This is a genomic window from Streptomyces sp. A0958 (genome assembly GCF_004795035.1).
Taxonomy (GTDB): domain Bacteria; phylum Actinomycetota; class Actinomycetes; order Streptomycetales; family Streptomycetaceae; genus Streptomyces.
In genome coordinates, this window is sequence record NZ_SSBK01000003.1 from 233,011 (window position 1) to 249,187 (window position 16,177).

The 16,177-nt window shown below is 69.5% G+C and carries 18 protein-coding genes and 1 pseudogene; 9 read left to right on the forward strand and 10 right to left on the reverse strand.

Going from position 1 to position 16,177, the window contains the following annotated elements:
* Nucleotides 1-10: 10 nt before the first annotated feature.
* The 3 genes from E6P78_RS04630 to E6P78_RS04640 form a co-directional block, all read right to left on the reverse strand.
* Nucleotides 11-781 carry a helix-turn-helix domain-containing protein gene (locus E6P78_RS04630; RefSeq protein WP_276607205.1) on the reverse strand — a complete coding sequence of 257 codons (771 nt, stop codon included), beginning with the start codon at nucleotides 779-781 and terminating at the stop codon, nucleotides 11-13.
* A gap of 243 nt (nucleotides 782-1,024) precedes the next feature.
* A complete protein-coding gene (locus E6P78_RS04635) occupies nucleotides 1,025-1,237 on the reverse strand; it encodes a DUF5326 family protein (RefSeq protein WP_168712560.1) in 213 nt (70 codons plus the stop codon).
* Nucleotides 1,238-1,387: 150 nt separating this feature from the next.
* The gene (locus E6P78_RS04640) at nucleotides 1,388-1,705 is read right to left on the reverse strand and encodes a cupin domain-containing protein (RefSeq protein WP_018553934.1); all 318 of its coding nucleotides are present in this window, start codon (nucleotides 1,703-1,705) and stop codon (nucleotides 1,388-1,390) included.
* A 68-nt stretch (nucleotides 1,706-1,773) separates the two neighbouring features.
* Between E6P78_RS04640 and E6P78_RS04645 the strand changes: the two genes are divergently transcribed.
* From E6P78_RS04645 to E6P78_RS04665, 5 genes are all read left to right on the forward strand, one after another.
* Nucleotides 1,774-2,151, forward strand: a complete 378-nt coding sequence (locus E6P78_RS04645) for a phage holin family protein (RefSeq protein ID WP_136202185.1) — start codon at nucleotides 1,774-1,776, stop codon at nucleotides 2,149-2,151.
* Nucleotides 2,152-2,218: 67 nt separating this feature from the next.
* Entirely contained in the window at nucleotides 2,219-3,349 is a 1,131-nt protein-coding gene (locus tag E6P78_RS04650; RefSeq protein WP_136202186.1) for a cystathionine gamma-lyase, read from the forward strand.
* 279 nt (nucleotides 3,350-3,628) lie between these two features.
* Nucleotides 3,629-4,525: a LysR family transcriptional regulator gene (locus tag E6P78_RS04655; protein WP_136202187.1), complete on the forward strand. Its 897-nt coding sequence runs from the start codon at nucleotides 3,629-3,631 to the stop codon at nucleotides 4,523-4,525.
* 63 nt (nucleotides 4,526-4,588) lie between these two features.
* The gene (locus tag E6P78_RS04660) at nucleotides 4,589-5,068 is read left to right on the forward strand and encodes an NUDIX hydrolase (RefSeq protein ID WP_136202188.1); all 480 of its coding nucleotides are present in this window, start codon (nucleotides 4,589-4,591) and stop codon (nucleotides 5,066-5,068) included.
* A gap of 207 nt (nucleotides 5,069-5,275) precedes the next feature.
* Nucleotides 5,276-6,178: a GNAT family N-acetyltransferase gene (locus E6P78_RS04665; RefSeq protein WP_136202189.1), complete on the forward strand. Its 903-nt coding sequence runs from the start codon at nucleotides 5,276-5,278 to the stop codon at nucleotides 6,176-6,178.
* A gap of 53 nt (nucleotides 6,179-6,231) precedes the next feature.
* On the opposite strand, the pseudogene E6P78_RS04670 reads toward E6P78_RS04665, so the two are convergent.
* Nucleotides 6,232-7,200: pseudogene (locus tag E6P78_RS04670) on the reverse strand (MFS transporter).
* A gap of 140 nt (nucleotides 7,201-7,340) precedes the next feature.
* On the opposite strand from E6P78_RS04670, the gene E6P78_RS04675 reads away from it, so the two are divergent.
* From E6P78_RS04675 to E6P78_RS04685, 3 genes are read left to right on the forward strand one after another with little or no spacing between them, the layout of a single operon-like run.
* Nucleotides 7,341-7,802 (forward strand): MarR family transcriptional regulator, encoded by a 462-nt coding sequence (locus tag E6P78_RS04675; RefSeq protein WP_136202190.1) that lies wholly within the window; start codon nucleotides 7,341-7,343, stop codon nucleotides 7,800-7,802.
* A gap of 31 nt (nucleotides 7,803-7,833) precedes the next feature.
* Nucleotides 7,834-8,286, forward strand: coding sequence for a GNAT family N-acetyltransferase (locus tag E6P78_RS04680; protein WP_136202191.1), 453 nt, complete (start codon nucleotides 7,834-7,836; stop codon nucleotides 8,284-8,286).
* Between the two features lie 34 nt (nucleotides 8,287-8,320).
* Nucleotides 8,321-9,484, forward strand: a complete 1,164-nt coding sequence (locus tag E6P78_RS04685) for a winged helix DNA-binding domain-containing protein (protein WP_136202192.1) — start codon at nucleotides 8,321-8,323, stop codon at nucleotides 9,482-9,484.
* Nucleotides 9,485-9,522: 38 nt separating this feature from the next.
* On the opposite strand, the gene E6P78_RS04690 is transcribed toward E6P78_RS04685, so the two are convergent.
* On the reverse strand, nucleotides 9,523-10,905 hold the full coding sequence (locus E6P78_RS04690) for a serine hydrolase domain-containing protein (protein WP_136202193.1): 1,383 nt from the start codon (nucleotides 10,903-10,905) through the stop codon (nucleotides 9,523-9,525).
* 93 nt (nucleotides 10,906-10,998) lie between these two features.
* Nucleotides 10,999-12,477, reverse strand: a complete 1,479-nt coding sequence (gene dnaB, locus E6P78_RS04695; RefSeq protein WP_136202194.1) for a replicative DNA helicase — start codon at nucleotides 12,475-12,477, stop codon at nucleotides 10,999-11,001.
* Nucleotides 12,478-12,935: 458 nt separating this feature from the next.
* Between dnaB and E6P78_RS04705 the strand changes: the two genes are divergently transcribed.
* Entirely contained in the window at nucleotides 12,936-14,273 is a 1,338-nt protein-coding gene (locus E6P78_RS04705) for an MATE family efflux transporter (RefSeq protein ID WP_136202195.1), read from the forward strand.
* 129 nt (nucleotides 14,274-14,402) lie between these two features.
* Here E6P78_RS04705 and rplI read toward each other — a convergent pair whose 3' ends face one another.
* From rplI to rpsF, 4 genes are all read right to left on the reverse strand, one after another.
* Nucleotides 14,403-14,849 (reverse strand): 50S ribosomal protein L9, encoded by a 447-nt coding sequence (rplI, locus tag E6P78_RS04710; RefSeq protein WP_136202196.1) that lies wholly within the window; start codon nucleotides 14,847-14,849, stop codon nucleotides 14,403-14,405.
* 18 nt (nucleotides 14,850-14,867) lie between these two features.
* Nucleotides 14,868-15,104: a 30S ribosomal protein S18 gene (rpsR, locus tag E6P78_RS04715; protein ID WP_003967857.1), complete on the reverse strand. Its 237-nt coding sequence runs from the start codon at nucleotides 15,102-15,104 to the stop codon at nucleotides 14,868-14,870.
* Nucleotides 15,105-15,146: 42 nt separating this feature from the next.
* The gene (locus E6P78_RS04720; RefSeq protein ID WP_136202197.1) at nucleotides 15,147-15,752 is read right to left on the reverse strand and encodes a single-stranded DNA-binding protein; all 606 of its coding nucleotides are present in this window, start codon (nucleotides 15,750-15,752) and stop codon (nucleotides 15,147-15,149) included.
* 74 nt (nucleotides 15,753-15,826) lie between these two features.
* Nucleotides 15,827-16,117 (reverse strand): 30S ribosomal protein S6, encoded by a 291-nt coding sequence (rpsF, locus tag E6P78_RS04725; RefSeq protein WP_018101872.1) that lies wholly within the window; start codon nucleotides 16,115-16,117, stop codon nucleotides 15,827-15,829.
* Between the last annotated feature and the right edge of the window lie 60 nt (nucleotides 16,118-16,177).

The following is a 16,177-nucleotide window of genomic DNA, read 5'->3' on the forward strand; positions in this document are numbered from 1 at the left end:
GAGTGATTTTTCAGATACTGATAGAGAACACGAACGAACGCAAGAGGCTGGCCACTTCGCGGCGTAGTCGTTCGACTGCGGGGAGCAACCGTTCTTCCTGGTCGAGGGGGACCGAAATGGCCATCGCCGCGGCGGTGAATCCGGCCGCGATCGGGATCGCCGCACAGACCGTCCCGAGGGCGTACTCCTGACGTTCGATGACCGGTTCCGTACGCTCCAGCGACCGCAGCCGAGCGAGGAAGGCGGAGCGGTCGCGCACGGAGTACCGGGTCAACGGACGGACCGGGTGCCGGTCCAGATGGTCCTCGCGGGCCCGCTCGTCGAGCCGGCTCAGCAGGCACTGGCCGATCGCGTGCGCGTGGCCGGTCTCCCGGAAGGCGGCCCACTCGTCGACCGCCGGCGCCTCGGGGGTGTCCGCCACCGCGAGCAGTTCGATCTCGCCCTCGCGGTAGATGGCGCAGTAGACAGGGGCTCCGACGATGTCCCGCCAGCGGCCCAGCGACTGGGCCATGGTGCCGCGGCGGTTCGGCAGGGCGCCGTCGCCCACCAGGCGTTCCGCGGCGGCGCCGAAGAGGAAGACGCCGTTCTCCCGGCGCAGGTACCCCTCGTAGGTCAGGGTCCGCAGCAGGTGGTAGGCGGTGGGAAGGGGAAGACCCGCTTCCCTCGCGAGCTGTTTGGCCGGGGCCCCGTCGCGATGGGTGCCCACAGCCTCCAGCAGTCTCAGCGCCCGCTGCACCGACCCGATCAGCGTCGGAACAGCCCTACTCGATGCCGTGGTCAACGGTCACCCCCAGGCATGGTGACGGGCGGTCAGCCCGTCCGTGGGGGCCTCCCCCACAGGTCTGCCGCAGACCTGGGGGTCCGGGGGCCGGATCTCCCGTACAAACCACTGGTCAGGGTGGTGACTAACGGCGCTTTTCCCAGGCGGCGACAGCGGACTGTCACTGTATCGGCCGCATCGTGACCGGGCGCCTATTCGCCTTTCCCTTAACTCCGCTGGGCTAATCGACCGTCGGGCGTGCGGTCACCATCCGCTGCCTGAGGACGACATGAACTTGCGTACGACGAAGACGAGCCCACCGACCAGGACCACGAAGATCAGGATCTTGAAGAGCAGTCCGACCACGAACGTGACCAGGCTGACGATCAGGCCGCCGAACACGACGATCGCGATCACGGGCACCGCGATCCACTTCACCCACCAGGGCATACCAGCGAATATCTCCCGCACGGCCATCGTCCTTACCTCGTCTCTGTGAGTTCCTGCTCCGATGCTAGAGGCGAAAGGGGGGCCGCCGGGGCCCGGGAAGCCCTTGAACTCCCCTGATCGATCCCCTAGGGAACCCCGGGACGAGGACCGGCCGCCGGGAGGACGGCCTCCGAGGGATCAGCCCTCGGGCGGTGAGAAGACCACCATCACGCGCAGGTCCTCGGTGATGTGGTGGAACTTGTGGGCGGTGCCGGCGGGTACATACACGACACTTCCTCTTCCCACCTGTGTGGTTTCCATGCCGACGGTGATCGACGCGCGACCGCTGACCACGAAGTAGACCTCGTCCTGACTGTGCGGCTGCTGCGGATCGAGCTCGCCGGCGTTCAGGGCGTACAGGCCTACCGACATGTTCCGCTCGCGAAGGAACTGCAGGTACGCACCGTCGTTGGCGGCCCGTTCCGCCTCCAGTTCGTCCAGCCTGAATGCCTTCATGGCCCGTCCACCCCTTGCCTCTGTCCAGCCGGTGTCCGCCACCGATCATGTCTGCCACGATCAGACACATGAAGAATTTCGTAGTCAAGACGATCGCCAACGCGGGTGCGCTGGCCGTGGCCATCTGGCTGCTCCAGGACATCACGCTGACCGGCGGCAGCACCGGCCGCAAGGCCCTGACCCTGATCCTGGTCGCGTTGATCTTCGGCCTGGTCAACTTCGTGGTCAAGCCCATTGTGAAGCTGCTCACCCTCCCCCTCTTCATCCTCACGCTGGGGCTGATCACCCTCGTGGTGAACGCGCTGATGCTGCTGCTCACCTCATGGCTGGCCGACGTGTTCGATCTGAGCTTCCACGTCCACGGCTTCTGGACCGCCGTCCTCGGTGGTCTGATCGTCTCGATCGTTTCCTGGGCGCTGAACGTCGTCCTGCCCGACGAGGACTGATCCGCGACCACCTGCGAGAGTGCGGGCGGGACCGGCGGCCGGCCGGGGAGAGAAGCGAGGACGAGGCATGAGCACCCTGGGCGACGGAACGCGGGCGGTACGAGCCGGCCTGCCGGAACCGCAGCAGTACGAGCCCACCCTCCCCGGCCCGGTCTTCGCCGCGCACTTCCATCTGTCCGGCGAACCGACCGGCCCCTACACCTACGGCCGGGACACCAACCCCACCTGGACCCATTTGGAACGGGCCATCGGGGAGCTCGAAGCCCCGGGGGAGAGCGTGCAGACCACGGTCTTCGCCTCCGGCATGGCGGCGATCTCGGCCGTCCTGCTGTCCCAGGTGCGCAGCGGCGACGCCGTCGTCCTGCCTGACGACGGCTACCAGGCGCTTCCCCTGGTACGGGCCCAGCTGGAGGCGTACGGAGTCGAGGTGCGGACCGCTCCGACCGGGGGCGACGCGCAGCTGGCCGTCCTGGAGGGGGCGAAGCTCCTGTGGATCGAGACACCGTCCAATCCGGGGCTCGATGTCTGTGACGTGCGGAGGCTCGTCGAGACCGCGCACGCCGGCTCCACGCTGGTGGCCGTCGACAACACCCTCGCCACCCCGCTCGGCCAGCGCCCGCTGGAGCTGGGGGCCGACTTCTCGGTGGCCAGTGACACCAAGGGCATGACCGGCCACGGCGACCTCCTGCTCGGCCATGTGACCTGCCGGGACGCCGAGCTGGCCGCCGGGGTGCGGCGCTGGCGCAAGGTGGTCGGCGCGATCCCCGGGCCGATGGAGGCCTGGCTCGCACACCGGTCGCTGGCCACGCTGGAACTGCGCATCGAGCGGCAGTGCGCCAACGCCCTCGCTCTCGCCGAGGCGCTCAGCGAGCACCCGCACGTGGCCGGGCTGCGTTACCCCGGGCTGCCCGCCGACCCCTCGTACCCGAACGCGGTGCGGCAGATGCGGCGCTTCGGCTCGGTGGTGTCGTTCGTGCTGGCCGACCGGGAGACCGCGGAGCGCTTCCTGTCGGCCCTGCATCTGGCCGAGGACGCCACCAGCTTCGGCGGCGTACGGTCCACCGCCGAGCGGCGGGCCCGCTGGGGCGGCGACGCCGTACCGGAAGGGTTCATCCGCTTTTCCGTCGGCGCCGAGAACGCCGCCGACCTGGTGGCCGATGTCGAACAGGCGCTGACCACGGCCACTCGCGGGAATTGACCGCCCTGTCCTCTCGGCGGTGCGGTACGGACGGTCCGAGCCTCCCCCCTCGTGGCTCGGACCGCCCCGGTCCTCCGCGTTCCCCGGCGTATGCCGCGCCCGCTGCATCCACTGCGTTTGCCGCGTTTCCCGCCTTTGCCGCGTGAAGAACCGCCTCGACAAGGCTAGTTGACTCAGCGTCAGTGTCCAATCACAGTAGCGACAGCGACCTATCGACATATTTATAGTTGTCCGGGTCCAATCGGATGCGTCACTGCGTGAGGACAGGAGGGACGGGACGTGGATCTTGCGCTGCTGCGCACCTTCGTCACCGTGCACCGAGCCGGCTCCTTCACCCGCGCCGCCGCGCTCCTCGGCCTCTCGCAGCCCGCCGTGACCTCGCAGATCCGCACCCTGGAACGACAGCTGGGCCGCCCGCTCTTCCTGCGCAGGGCCCGCGGGGTGACCCCGACGACGATCGGCGACGAACTCGCGCACCGGGCCGCTCCCCATCTGGACGCGCTCGTCGAGATCGCCGAGACCGACCTGGACGAGGAGTCGGGCGTACGGACGCTGCATCTGGCGGGGCCGCCTGAATTCCTCGCCCTGCGGGTTCTGCCCGCGCTCACTCCGCTGATCGCCCAGGGCCTCGCGCTGCGTGGTTCGTTCTCCGCCGATACGGACGAGACCTTGGAGGGCCTGGCCGCCGGCCACCACGACCTGGCCGTCGTGACGGCCCGGCCGCGTGGCGAACTGCTCACCGCCATTCCGCTCTGCGACGAGGAGCACGTCCTGATCGCCGCCCCGCGCTGGGCGGCGCGCCTGGGCCCGGGGACGCTGCGGCGCGACGGCCCCGTGGTCCTGGACCAGCTGCCCGTGGTCGAGGTGCACGAGAGCCTGCCGCTCGTCTCCCGCTACTGGGCCGCGGTCTTCGACAGCCCGCCCGCGGCCGCCGGTGCCGTCATCGCGCCGGACCTGCGGGCGGTCCTGGAGTGCGCGGCCGCGGGCGCCGGGCTCGCCGTGCTGCCGCGCTACCTGTGCGAGGACGCGCTGGAACGGGGCGAGGTGGTGGCGCTCCTCGACCCTCCGGTCCCTCCTCTGCGCACCTACTTCCTGGCCGCGCGGACCGGCACGCTCGCGCTTCCGCATCTCGCCCGGGCGCACGAGTGGCTCCTGCGTGCCGCAGCCGACTGGTGACCTCAGGGACGCCCAAGAGCCCCGAGGTGTTTCAGAAGAGGTCCCGCGGGCCACGCTCTTGCCATGACCGAACGTCCTGTGGTCAAGCGCACCGCACGCGCCATCCTGCTCGACGGCGACGACCTCATCCTCATCAAGCGCACCAAGCCCGGAGTAGATCCGTACTGGGTGACGCCGGGCGGCGGGGTCGAGCCCGAGGACGCCACCGTCGTCGACGCCCTGCACCGTGAGGTGGACGAGGAACTCGGCGCCAAAATCACCGATGTGGTGCCCTGCTTCGTGGACACCGTGGAACACATCGAGGAGGGCGGGGTGAAGGGCGTCAAGGTCCAGCACTTCTTCGTCTGCCGCCTCAACTCCATGGACCTGTCCCTGCGGCACGGCCCCGAGGTCGACGAGCCCTGCGGGGGTTACGACGTCGTACGCGTGCCGTTCAGCCGGGTCGGGATCGCCGCAGTGCATCTCGTACCACTGTCACTGCGGCACTACCTGGACGGCAACATCGAGGGCGTCCGCGCCATGCACGCCGACGATCTGGGCTGATGCGGTTGGTTTCCCCCGGTTGTTTCCCTCGGTTGTTTCCCTCGATCTACTCCCGGGCTGCCGGCTCCTGCACCGCCCGTGGGGACGCCGTGTTTCACGTGAAACCGATCAGGCGCCCCCTACCCGGTGCGATTTTCGGCTGCGCGTCTCGGCCAGATCCGGTAAAGCGGTGGACGGGCGATCACCGGGTCGGACAGCCTGGCCCGTATGCCCAGCTCACTGCCTCACCCGCTGACCGATCTACCCGTCCGGCGCCTCACCCGGGATGACTTGGTCCCCTGCGCCGACCTCAGCGAGGACCGCGGCTGGCCGCGCGACGAGGAGCGCTGGGCGCTGCTGCTGGCCGCCGGAACGGGCTACGGCATCGACGACCCCGACACCAAAGGCCTGGTGGCGAGCTGCGTGGTGGTCTCATACGGCCCCGAGCTGGCGGCCATCGGCATGCTGCTGGTCGCCGGCCGCCATGCCCGGCGGGGCGTGGGCCGGTATCTGATGCAGAGGGTGATCGAGGCGGCCGGGGACACCCCGCTCAGCCTCTACGCGACATCGGCGGGCCGGCCCCTCTACGAGGGCCTCGGGTTCATCCCGGTTGGGCGCACTGTCCGCTTGATCGGGCCTTTCCGGCCAACCGCGGAAACCGGCTCGACGGCTTCCGGCGGCGCGAAGCCTTCCGGCGGCGCGGGCACTGTCGTTCGGCCTGCTTCGGCCGGGGATCTGCGAGCCATGGTGCAGCTGGACTCGGTCGTCTTCGGACTCGACCGCACCCACCTGCTGACCCGGCTGCCGGTCTTCGCCGACCATCTGCGGGTGGCGGAGGAGAACGGGGAGCTGATCGGGTACGCCGCGCTCTCCCGCAGCTCGGACAACCACGCGGTCGGGCCGCTGATCGCCAGGGACACCGCCACGGCCAAGCTGCTCGTGACCTCGCTGGCCGAGGCCACGGACCGGCCGCTGCGCGTGGACATCGATGCCCGCCACGACGAGCTGATCGACTGGGTCGGGGCGTGCGGGCTGCGGCACCACTCGGGGACCACGGAGATGGTCCTCGGCGGGCGGCAGCACGGGGACCGGGCCCAGCGCTTCGGCCCCCTGAGCCTGGCGACGGGCTGACGCCCGGCCCTCGCTCCGAGCGTGCTCGCGGGCGCGGGGCCGGGGTCGTGGCGTCAGTTCCGGGCCGCGGGGACGGCCGCCGGCTCCGGGGGGTGGGTGGCGACGAGGCGGCTCGGGCTGGTCGTACGGCGCTCCAGCGCACCGGAGACGACGGCGAGCACCAGCGCGGAGGCGGCGAGCGCCGCGCCGACCCAGTTGGGTGCGGTGTAGCCGAGCTCGGCGGCGATGACGAGCCCGCCCAGCCACGCCGAGAGCGCATTGCCGAGGTTGAAGGCGCCGATGTTTACGGCCGAGGCCAGGGTCGGGCTCCCGCTGCCTGATCGAGGACCCGCTTCTGCAACGGGGGGCGGTCGCAAATTCGAGTGCACCGATCAGGACGACGGTGACGGCTGCCGTGATCTTGTTGTGGGCGGTCAGGGTGAACAGGGCCAGCACCACGGCGAGACCGCCCAGTGCCACCTGGAGCAGGGGCATCTGGTGGAGGTCGGCGAACTTGCCGCCGATCAGGTTGCCGCCGACCATGCCCAGGCCGAAGAGGACCAGCAGCCAGGTGACGGCGGAGGACGAGTATCCGGCGGTCTCCGTCAGCGGCACACCGACGACGTTGGCGACAGTGAGCCCGGTGAACATCAGGGCGATGGCGCCGGCCTTCTTGTGCGGGGCGACCAGGTCGGCCGCCACAACTGATCCGATACCGAAGAAGGCGCCGTGGGCGAGCGAGGCGACCACCCGGCCGGCGACCATCACTTCGAAGACGGGTGCGGTCGCGGTGACCACGTTGCCGACGACGAAGAGGCCGATGAGGATCATCAGCATCCGTTTGCGGCTGACCTTCGTGCCGAGCACGGTCATCAACGGTGTCCCGAGGACGACGCCGAGCGCGCACCCGTGACGAGGAACCCTGCCGTCGGAATCGTGACCTGGAAGTCGGCGGCCACCTCGGGGAGCAGCCCCATGATCACGAACTCGGTGGCGCCGATACCGAACGCCCCGATAGCGAGGGCGAGGAGCGCGAGCGGCATGGGTTTTGCCTTTCCAGGAGATTGCGACTACTCCTGACATGCGCTGACAATAATTGCAGACGCTAGTTGACCGCAAGCGCTGGCTATTGCGGACGTCGGCTACTCTGGACGTAAGCAGCTCCGGCACGGAGGAGAGACCCATGACAGCGACGAACCCGGCCCTGACCGCCCTCTCCCAGGGCTGGATCGCTCTCTCCCTGCTCCACGGCAAGATCGAGACCCGAGTCGAACGGGCCCTCCAGAGCGGTCACGGCCTCAGCGTGCGGGAGTACTCCCTGCTGGACGTGCTCAGCCGCCAGCACAGCGGACCGGGCGGGCACCTGCAGATGAAGCAGGTGGCGGACGCCGTCGGGCTGAGCCAGAGCGCCACCACACGCCTGGTCACCCGCCTCGAAGACCGCGGTCTGCTGACCCGGTACCTCTGCGACACCGACCGCAGGGGCATCTACACCGATGTCACCGACGACGGCCTCGTCCTGCTCGCCGAGGCCCGGCCGACCAATGACAGCGCCCTTCGCTCCGCACTCGACGAGGCCGCCCGGAACCCCGAGCTGGCCCCGCTCGCGCGGGCGGTCGAGGAACTGAAGGCCGTTCCCGCGTAGCCCTGCCCGCCGACTGCGTAGGCTGCGGATCATGAGCGACCTGGACATACGCCCCGCGACCGTCGACGACCTGGCCGACATCGTGGCACTGCTCGCCGATGACCCGCTGGGAGCCCGGCGCGAGTCGCCGGACGACCTCACCCCGTACCGGGCTGCGCTCCGGCGACTGGCGGACGATCCTAACCAGCACATAATGGTCGCCGTGCAGGCGGACCGCGTCGTCGGAACCCTGCAGCTGACCGTGATCCCTGGGCTTTCCCGGCGCGGCTCGACCCGTTCCGTGATCGAGGGCGTCCGCATCCACGCGGACGAACGCGGAAGCGGACTCGGCACCCGGCTGATCCAGTGGGCCGTGGACGAATCGCGCCGACAGGGCTGCCGGCTGGTCCAGCTCACCTCCGACGCGTCCCGCACCGACGCGCACCGCTTCTACGAGCGGCTCGGCTTCGTGGCCAGCCATGTGGGCTTCAAGCTCGCCCTCTGACCCCCCTGCACCGCCGCATCCCCGAGGAGCCGCCTTGCAACGCATCAGTGATGAACAACGGCGCATCCGGATCGGCCGCCGCCATCTGCTGGCCTCCGACGCACGCGCGCAGTCCCCCGTCGCGGTGGCCGACGCCCTCGTCGCCCTCCATGCGACCGATGCGGCCACCGTCTTCCTCTCCGCTTGCGCCCGGCTCTCCGAGCCCGACATCGCCGCGGTGGAGCGATGCCTCTACGAGGACCTCTCACTGGTGCGGATGCTCTCGATGCGCAACACCCTCTTCGTCGTATCGGACGGGCTGGCCCCACGAGTCGAGGCCGCGAACGCACGCGCTGTGGCCGCGAAGGAGCGCCGGACCCTGCTCAAGCACCTGCGGGAGGACGGCAACGGCCTGGATGAACGCTGGCTGGACGAAACGGAGCGAAGCGCCCTCGCGTTCCTCGACCGCAGCGGTCCGGTCTCCGGCAGCGAACTCGCCGCCGGCGTGGCCGCACTCCGCACCAAGATCACGCTGTTTCCCGGGAAGAAGCAGGAGGCGGTACAGGGAGTCGCTACCCGCGTGATCCGTGTGCTGGCCGCAGAGGGGAGGATTCGCCGGGACCGGCCACGGGGTTCGTGGACCTCCAGCCAGTTCCGCTGGGCGCCCGCCCGGCCCCGGCCGGCCGAGGAGACGGCCAGAGCCCAGGCGGAGCTGGCCCTGTGCTGGCTCCGGGCGTACGGACCGGCCACCGAGGCCGACCTCAAGTGGTGGACCGGCTGGGGCGCCCGCGAGGTCCGCACGGCGCTGGCGGCGGTCGATGCCGAGGAGGTACGGCTCGACAGCGGAGCCGCCGCCTGGGTCGCACCCGGGGACGCCGAGCCCGAGCCGGCGCCCACCCCGTGGGCGGCTCTGCTGCCCGCGCTCGACCCGAGCGGAATGGGCTGGGCGGATCGCGGCTTCCACCTGCCGGCCGAGCATCGGGCGGCGCTCTTCGACCGCTCAGGCAACATCGGCCCCACGGTGTGGTGGAACGGGCAGGTCGTGGGTGGCTGGGCGCAGCGTGGCGACGGCGAGCCGGTCTGGCGTCTGCTGGCGGATGCCGGCCGGGAGGCCTCGACGGCGATCGCGGCCGAGGCCTCCCGGCTGTCGGCCTGGGTGGGGGCAGCCCGGATCACACCGCGCTTCCGGACCCCTCTGGAACGGGAGTTGACGGCCTGAGTCGCCGGGCCGCCTGTTTCACGTGAAACGGGCGGTTCTCAGTCCCCCAGGCCCCGCCACCCCTCCTCGTCCACGCCGCCCGGCACGGCCGCCGCTGGATCGTACGGCTCACGCGTGAAGACGAATGAGCCCAGGTCGAGATGGTTCACGGTGCCGTCGTCGTTCCGTACGATCCGCAGCGTCTCCCCCGCGTAGTAGCCGTCCAGCCCGACCCAGGTGCCGTCGGGACGTGCCGTGAAACGGGCACCCCGCCCCTGGCCGTTGACCGGACGCAGTTCCAGCCCGCGGTCGGCGGTCAGACGCAGGACGTTGGCGCGCGTGGCCCAGTACCAAGGACCGGTCAGGGCGAGGAGTTCCGCGTCGACCTCGGGCAGGGGCCGCCACGGTTCGGGGATACGGGGCTCGGCCTCGGCAACAATGTCCACGAGATCGGCGGCCACCTCGCCGATCGGCAGCCCCGAGGTCGCGTTGACGAGCACAACGGCTGCCACGTCGTCCTCGGCACTGACCCAGAGGGCGGCCAGGAAGCCGGGGAGCGAGCCCGTATGTCCGATGAAGGTGCGGCCCTTCCTCCGGATCAGCTGGAGCCCCAGGCCGTAGTTCCCGTCCCAGTCCCCCGGCTCCGGGGGCGTCGAAGGCTGCTTCATCTCCTCCACCGAAGCGGCGGCCAGCACCCGGTCGTCCCCTTCGGCGAGGAAGGCAGCGAAGCGGAGCAGATCCGCGGTGGTGGACCAAAGCTGCCCGGCAGGCGCCATCAAACCCAGATCCTCCGCCGGTTCGGGCAGCAGGGCATCGGCCCAGGGGTGGACCGCCCACCCGCCTGCGTGCGGAGCCTGCGGCCGGGGAGACGTGCGGTGCATGCCCAGGGGCTTCAGCACCTCACGGCGCAGCACCTCTTCCCAGGACGCCCCGCGTACGGCCTCCACCAGCGAACCGAGCAGGGTGTAGCCCGGGTTGGAGTAGTGGTGGCGGTGACCGGGCGGGTGCATCGCGATCTGCTCACCGAGCACGTCGGCAAGGGTGGGGCGCAGACTGCCGGGGGTCCGCTCCCACCAGGGCGCGGTCGTCTCTGCTCCGAGACCGGCGCTGTGCCCCAGCAGCTGATGAAGGGTGACCTCGCCCGCTCCGGTGCCCGGCAGGTGCTTCTCCAGCGGATCGGCCAGATCGAGAAGCCCCTCGTCGCGCAGCCGAAGCACCAGTACCGCGGTGAACGTCTTGGTGAGGGAGCCGATCCTGAACTGCGTGTCGGAGTCAGGGGCATGGCCGTCGACACAGCTGCGGGAGCCGTCCCAAACGATCTGCCCCTGCCGCTGTACCGCAGCGACCAGAGAGGGGGCACGGCCTTCGGCCTGGGCGGTGGCGACGCGGTGCAGCAATGCGCGCCGGGTACCGGGAAGCAACTGTTCGGCAGGAGAAGTCATCCTCAACAACTACCGCCCGAGCCACTGTAAGGCGACCCCATTTCCCGGCCGCCACGACTCCCGCGCCGGACCGCCCGCGTCCACCCGTTCCGGTCAGGTCTGCGCCATGTCCACGAAGCGTGAGTAGTGGCCCTGGAAGGCGACCGTGATCGTCGCCGTCGGGCCGTTTCGGTGCTTGGCCACGATCAGGTCCGCCTCGCCGGCGCGGGGTGACTCCTTCTCGTAGGCGTCCTCGCGGTGCAGCAGGATCACCATGTCGGCGTCCTGCTCGATGGAGCCGGATTCGCGGAGGTCGGAGACCATCGGCTTCTTGTCCGTGCGCTGCTCGGGGCCACGGTTCAGCTGGGAGAGCGCGATGACCGGCAGTTGCAGTTCCTTGGCCAGCAGCTTGAGGTTTCGCGACATGTCCGAGACTTCCTGCTGCCGGCTCTCGGCGCGCTTGGAGCCGCCGGACTGCATCAGTTGCAGGTAGTCGATGACCACGAGCTTGAGGTCGTTGCGCTGCTTGAGGCGCCGGCACTTCGCCCGGATCTCCATCATGGAGAGGTTGGGGGAGTCGTCGATGTAGAGCGGGGCCGCGGAGACGTCCGGCATCCGCCGGGCCAGCCGCGTCCAGTCCTCGTCGGTCATCGTGCCGGACCGCATGTGGTGCAGAGCAACCCGTGCCTCGGCGGACAGCAGGCGCATGGCGATCTCGTTCCGCCCCATTTCCAGGGAGAAGATCACGCTGGGGAGATTGCTCTTGATCGAGCAGGCCCGGGCGAAGTCCAGCGCGAGGGTGGACTTACCCATGGCGGGGCGGGCCGCGATGACCACCATCTGGCCCGGGTGGAGGCCGTTGGTCAGGGCATCGAGGTCGGTGAACCCCGTGGGCACACCCGTCATCTCGCCGCTGCGGGAACCGATCGCCTCGATCTCGTCGAGGGCTCCTTCCATGATGTCGCCGAGCGGAAGGTAGTCCTCGCTGGTCCGCTGCTCGGTGACGGCGTAGATCTCGGCCTGCGCGGAGTTGACGATGTCGTCGACGTCTCCGTCGGCCGCGTATCCCATCTGCGTGATCTTCGTACCGGCCTCGACGAGCCGTCGCAGAACCGCCCGCTCGTGAACGATCTCCGCGTAGTACGAGGCGTTGGCCGCGGTCGGAACCGACTGGACCAGGGTGTGCAGATACGGAGCCCCGCCCACCTTGGTGATCTCGCCGCGCTTGACCAGCTCGGCGGCCACGGTGATCGGGTCGGCCGGCTCACCCTTGGCATAGAGGTCGAGGATCGCCTGGTAGACGGTCTCGTGCGCGGGGCGGTAGAAGTCGTGGCCCTTGATGATCTCCACGACGTCGGCGATGGCGTCCTTGGACAGGAGCATGCCACCGAGGACGGACTGCTCGGCGTCGAGATCCTGGGGCGGCACCCGCTCGAATCCCGAGGAGCCGCCCTCCCAGTCCCGGCTTTCCCGGCCGCGGTCGTGCCGCTCGCCTCGGTCCCGGTCCTCACCCCGGCGCGGACGGGAAACGGGCAGCCGGTCACTGGGGCCGGTGTCGGCCCAAGGATCGTCCAAGGGTTCGGGAATGCTCATCCGGCCACCTCCTCCCGTCCGCTCCGCGGACCTAGCCGTGCCACTCTTTCTTACGGCACGGCACCGACAAACAAGACCCCCGACTCCGGTTCCGGTGTGTCGAGTTCTGCGTGTCGCAGAGCCGAAACGGGGTGGGGGCGCCGCACTACGGTAGGCGGCTCGGCACCGTCAGCCAATCTGGTTATCCACAGGGCTTGTGGACGACGGACCAGATGCTGTGGAGAACTCCGCGGAACCTGTGCACGGAGCGGGGGACAGCACTGTGGACAAACTCATAGCGGCTTCCCCATCACCGCTGTGACCTGCAGGTTCGCCATCCACCGGCTGTGGGGGAGAAAAAGTTTGGGGGGCGGGCCGAGATCGCGGCATGTCGCACACAAGAGATACCCACAGGTGAGCAAATGTAAGGGCCTCAATAGGATTGCGTCTATTACCTGTGGAAGATTAGATTGGCTGCCATGATCCAGGCACCGGGGACCCAGTCGTCCCGTCGTCGGCGGCACGATCGCGAGATCATCGCACTCGCCGTACCGGCCTTCGGCGCACTCGTGGCCGAACCTCTTTTCGTCATGGTCGACAGCGCGATCGTCGGCCATCTCGGCACCCCGCAACTGGCCGGTCTGGCCGTGGCGGCTGCCCTGCTGACGACTGCGGTGAGCATCTTCGTCTTCCTTGCCTACGCCACCACGGCAGCCGTCGCCCGACGTGTCGGCGCCGGCGATCTGGCCTCCGCGATCCGCCAGGGCATGGACGGCATCTGGCTGGCGCTCCTGCTCGGTCTCGCCGTCATCGCCGTGACTTTCCCCCTCGCCCCCTGGTTCGTGGACGTATTCGGCGCCTCCCACACCGCTGCCCCCTACGCCGTCACCTACCTCCGGATCTCCAGCCTCGGCATCCCCGCGATGCTGATGGTCATGGCCGCGACCGGCGTACTCAGGGGCCTCCAGGACACCCGCACCCCCCTCTACGTCGCCATCGGCGGCTTCGCCGCCAACGCGGCCCTCAACGCCGGCCTCGTCTACGGCGCCGGCCTCGGCATCGCCGGCTCGGCCTGGGGCACGGTCATCGCCCAGCTCGCGATGGCCGCCGCCTATCTCGTCGTCGTGGTCCGCGGCGCCCGGCGGCACGGCGCGTCCCTGCGCCCCGACCCCGCGGGCATCAGGGCGTGCGCCCAGGCAGGCGTACCGCTCCTCGTCCGTACGCTGTCGCTCCGCGCCGTCCTGCTCATCGCCACCGCGGTCGCCGCCCGGCTCGGCGACACCGACATCGCCGCGCACCAGATCATCCTCTCGCTCTGGAGCCTGATGGCCTTCGCCCTCGACGCCATCGCCATCGCGGGGCAGGCCATCATCGGGCGCTACCTGGGGGCGAACGACACCCAGGGCGCGCGCGAGGCCTGCCGCCGCATGGTGGAGTGGGGCATCGCGTCCGGAGTGGTGCTCGGCGTGCTGATCGTTCTGGCCCGCCCGCTGTTCGTTCCTCTGTTCACCAGCGACGCCTCGGTGCGGGACGCCCTGCTCCCGGCCCTCCTGGTGGTCGCCGCCACCCAGCCGATCGCCGGTGTCGTCTTCATCCTGGACGGCGTGCTGATGGGCGCCGGCGACGGACCGTATCTGGCCTGGGCCATGATCGTGACCCTCGCCGTCTTCGCCCCGGCGGCGCTCCTGGTCCCCGCCCTCGGCGGCGGCCTGGGCGCGCTGTGGTGCGCGATGGCGCTGATGATGATCGTGCGAATGGCGACGCTCTGGCTCCGTACCCGCTCGGGCAAGTGGCTGGTCACCGGCGCGACCCGCTGACCGCGAGCGCACGGGTCAGGCCCACGCCCAGGTCGCCCCATCTCATCCAGCGCATGTTTCACGTGAAACGGCGAAGGGCCGCACCTCTGGGGGTGCGGCCCTTCACTGTTCTGCTGAGGTGCGGCCTGATCAGGCGGCAACAACCTCGATGCCGAGCTTCGCAGCGACCTCGGGGTGCAGACGCACGGACACCTGGTGTCCGCCGAGCGTCTTGATCGGCGTGCCGAGCTCGACGCGTCGCTTGTCGACATCCGGGCCACCGGCTGCCTTGATCGCCGAAGCGATGTCGGCCGGGGTGACGGAGCCGAAGAGACGGCCGGCGTCGCCGGAGCGAACAGCCAGACGGACCTTCACGGCCTCGAGCTTGGTCTTGATCTCGTTGGCCTGCTCGATCGTGGCGATCTCGTGGATCTTGCGGGCGCGGCGGATCTGCGCCACGTCCTTCTCGCCACCCTTGGTCCAGCGGATGGCGAAGCCACGCGGAACCAGGTAGTTACGGGCGTACCCGTCCTTGACGTCGACGACGTCGCCCGCAGCACCGAGGCCGGAGACCTCGTGGGTGAGGATGATCTTCATGATTCGGTCACCCTTCCCTTATCGCGCGGTGGACGTGTAGGGCAGCAGCGCCATCTCACGGCTGTTCTTGACTGCCGTGGCGACATCACGCTGGTGCTGCGTGCAGTTGCCGGTGACGCGGCGGGCACGGATCTTGCCGCGGTCGGAAATGAACTTCCGCAGCATGTTCGTGTCCTTGTAGTCCACGTACTGGGTCTTGTCCTTGCAGAACGCGCAGACCTTCTTCTTAGGCTTGCGCACAGGCGGCTTCGCCATGGTGTTTCTCCTGTGTGATCAAGAAGTGGGGGTACGAGCTCCCTAGAAGGGGGGCTCGTCCGAGTAGCCGCCGCCGGAGCCGCCGGAGCCGCCGGAGTTTCCACCCCAGCCGCCTCCGCCTTGCTGGCCCCCGCCCTGGCCGCCGGCCGGAGCGCTCGTGGCCCACGGGTCGTCGGCGGGAGCGCCGCCACCACCCTGCTGGCCACCACCGGGACCGCCGCCCCAGTTACCGCCGCCCTGCTGGCCGCCGCCGTATCCACCCTGGCCGCCCTGGCCACCACGACCCGTGGTCTTGGTGACCTTGGCGGTGGCGTTCTTGAGGCTGGGGCCGACTTCCTCGACGTCCAGCTCGTAGACCGTGCGCTTGACGCCCTCGCGGTCTTCGTACGACCGCTGCTTCAGCCGGCCCTGCACGACAACGCGCATGCCTCGCGTGAGCGACTCGGCGACGTTCTCCGCCGCCTGCCGCCAGACCGAGCAGGTGAGGAACAGGCCTTCGCCGTCCTTCCACTCATTGGTCTGCCGGTCGAAGATGCGGGGAGTGGACGCGACACGGAACTTCGCGACCGCCGCACCGGACGGGGTGAAGCGCAGCTCGGGGTCGTCGACGAGATTGCCGACGACCGTGATGACGGTCTCGCCTGCCATGGGTGAACCTCTCGGCGGGGATTGCTTCTGGCTGCTTGCTGCTACTCGGACCCGATGACCGCTGAGCTAGAAGCTCAGTGGATCTCGGGGCGGAGGACCTTGGTCCGGAGGACCGACTCGTTCAGGTTCATCTGGCGGTCGAGCTCCTTGACGACCGCAGGCTCGGCCTGCAGGTCGATGACCGAGTAGATGCCCTCGGGCTTCTTCTTGATCTCGTAAGCGAGACGACGACGGCCCCAGGTGTCGACCTTCTCAACCTTTCCTTCGCCCTCACGGACGACGGAGAGGAAGTTCTCGATCAGCGGGGAGACTGCTCGCTCCTCGAGATCGGGGTCGAGGATGACCATCACCTCGTAGTGACGCATGTGGAACCCACCTCCTTTGGACTCAGCGGCCACGGTCGTTCCGTGGCAGGAGGGTCGTGA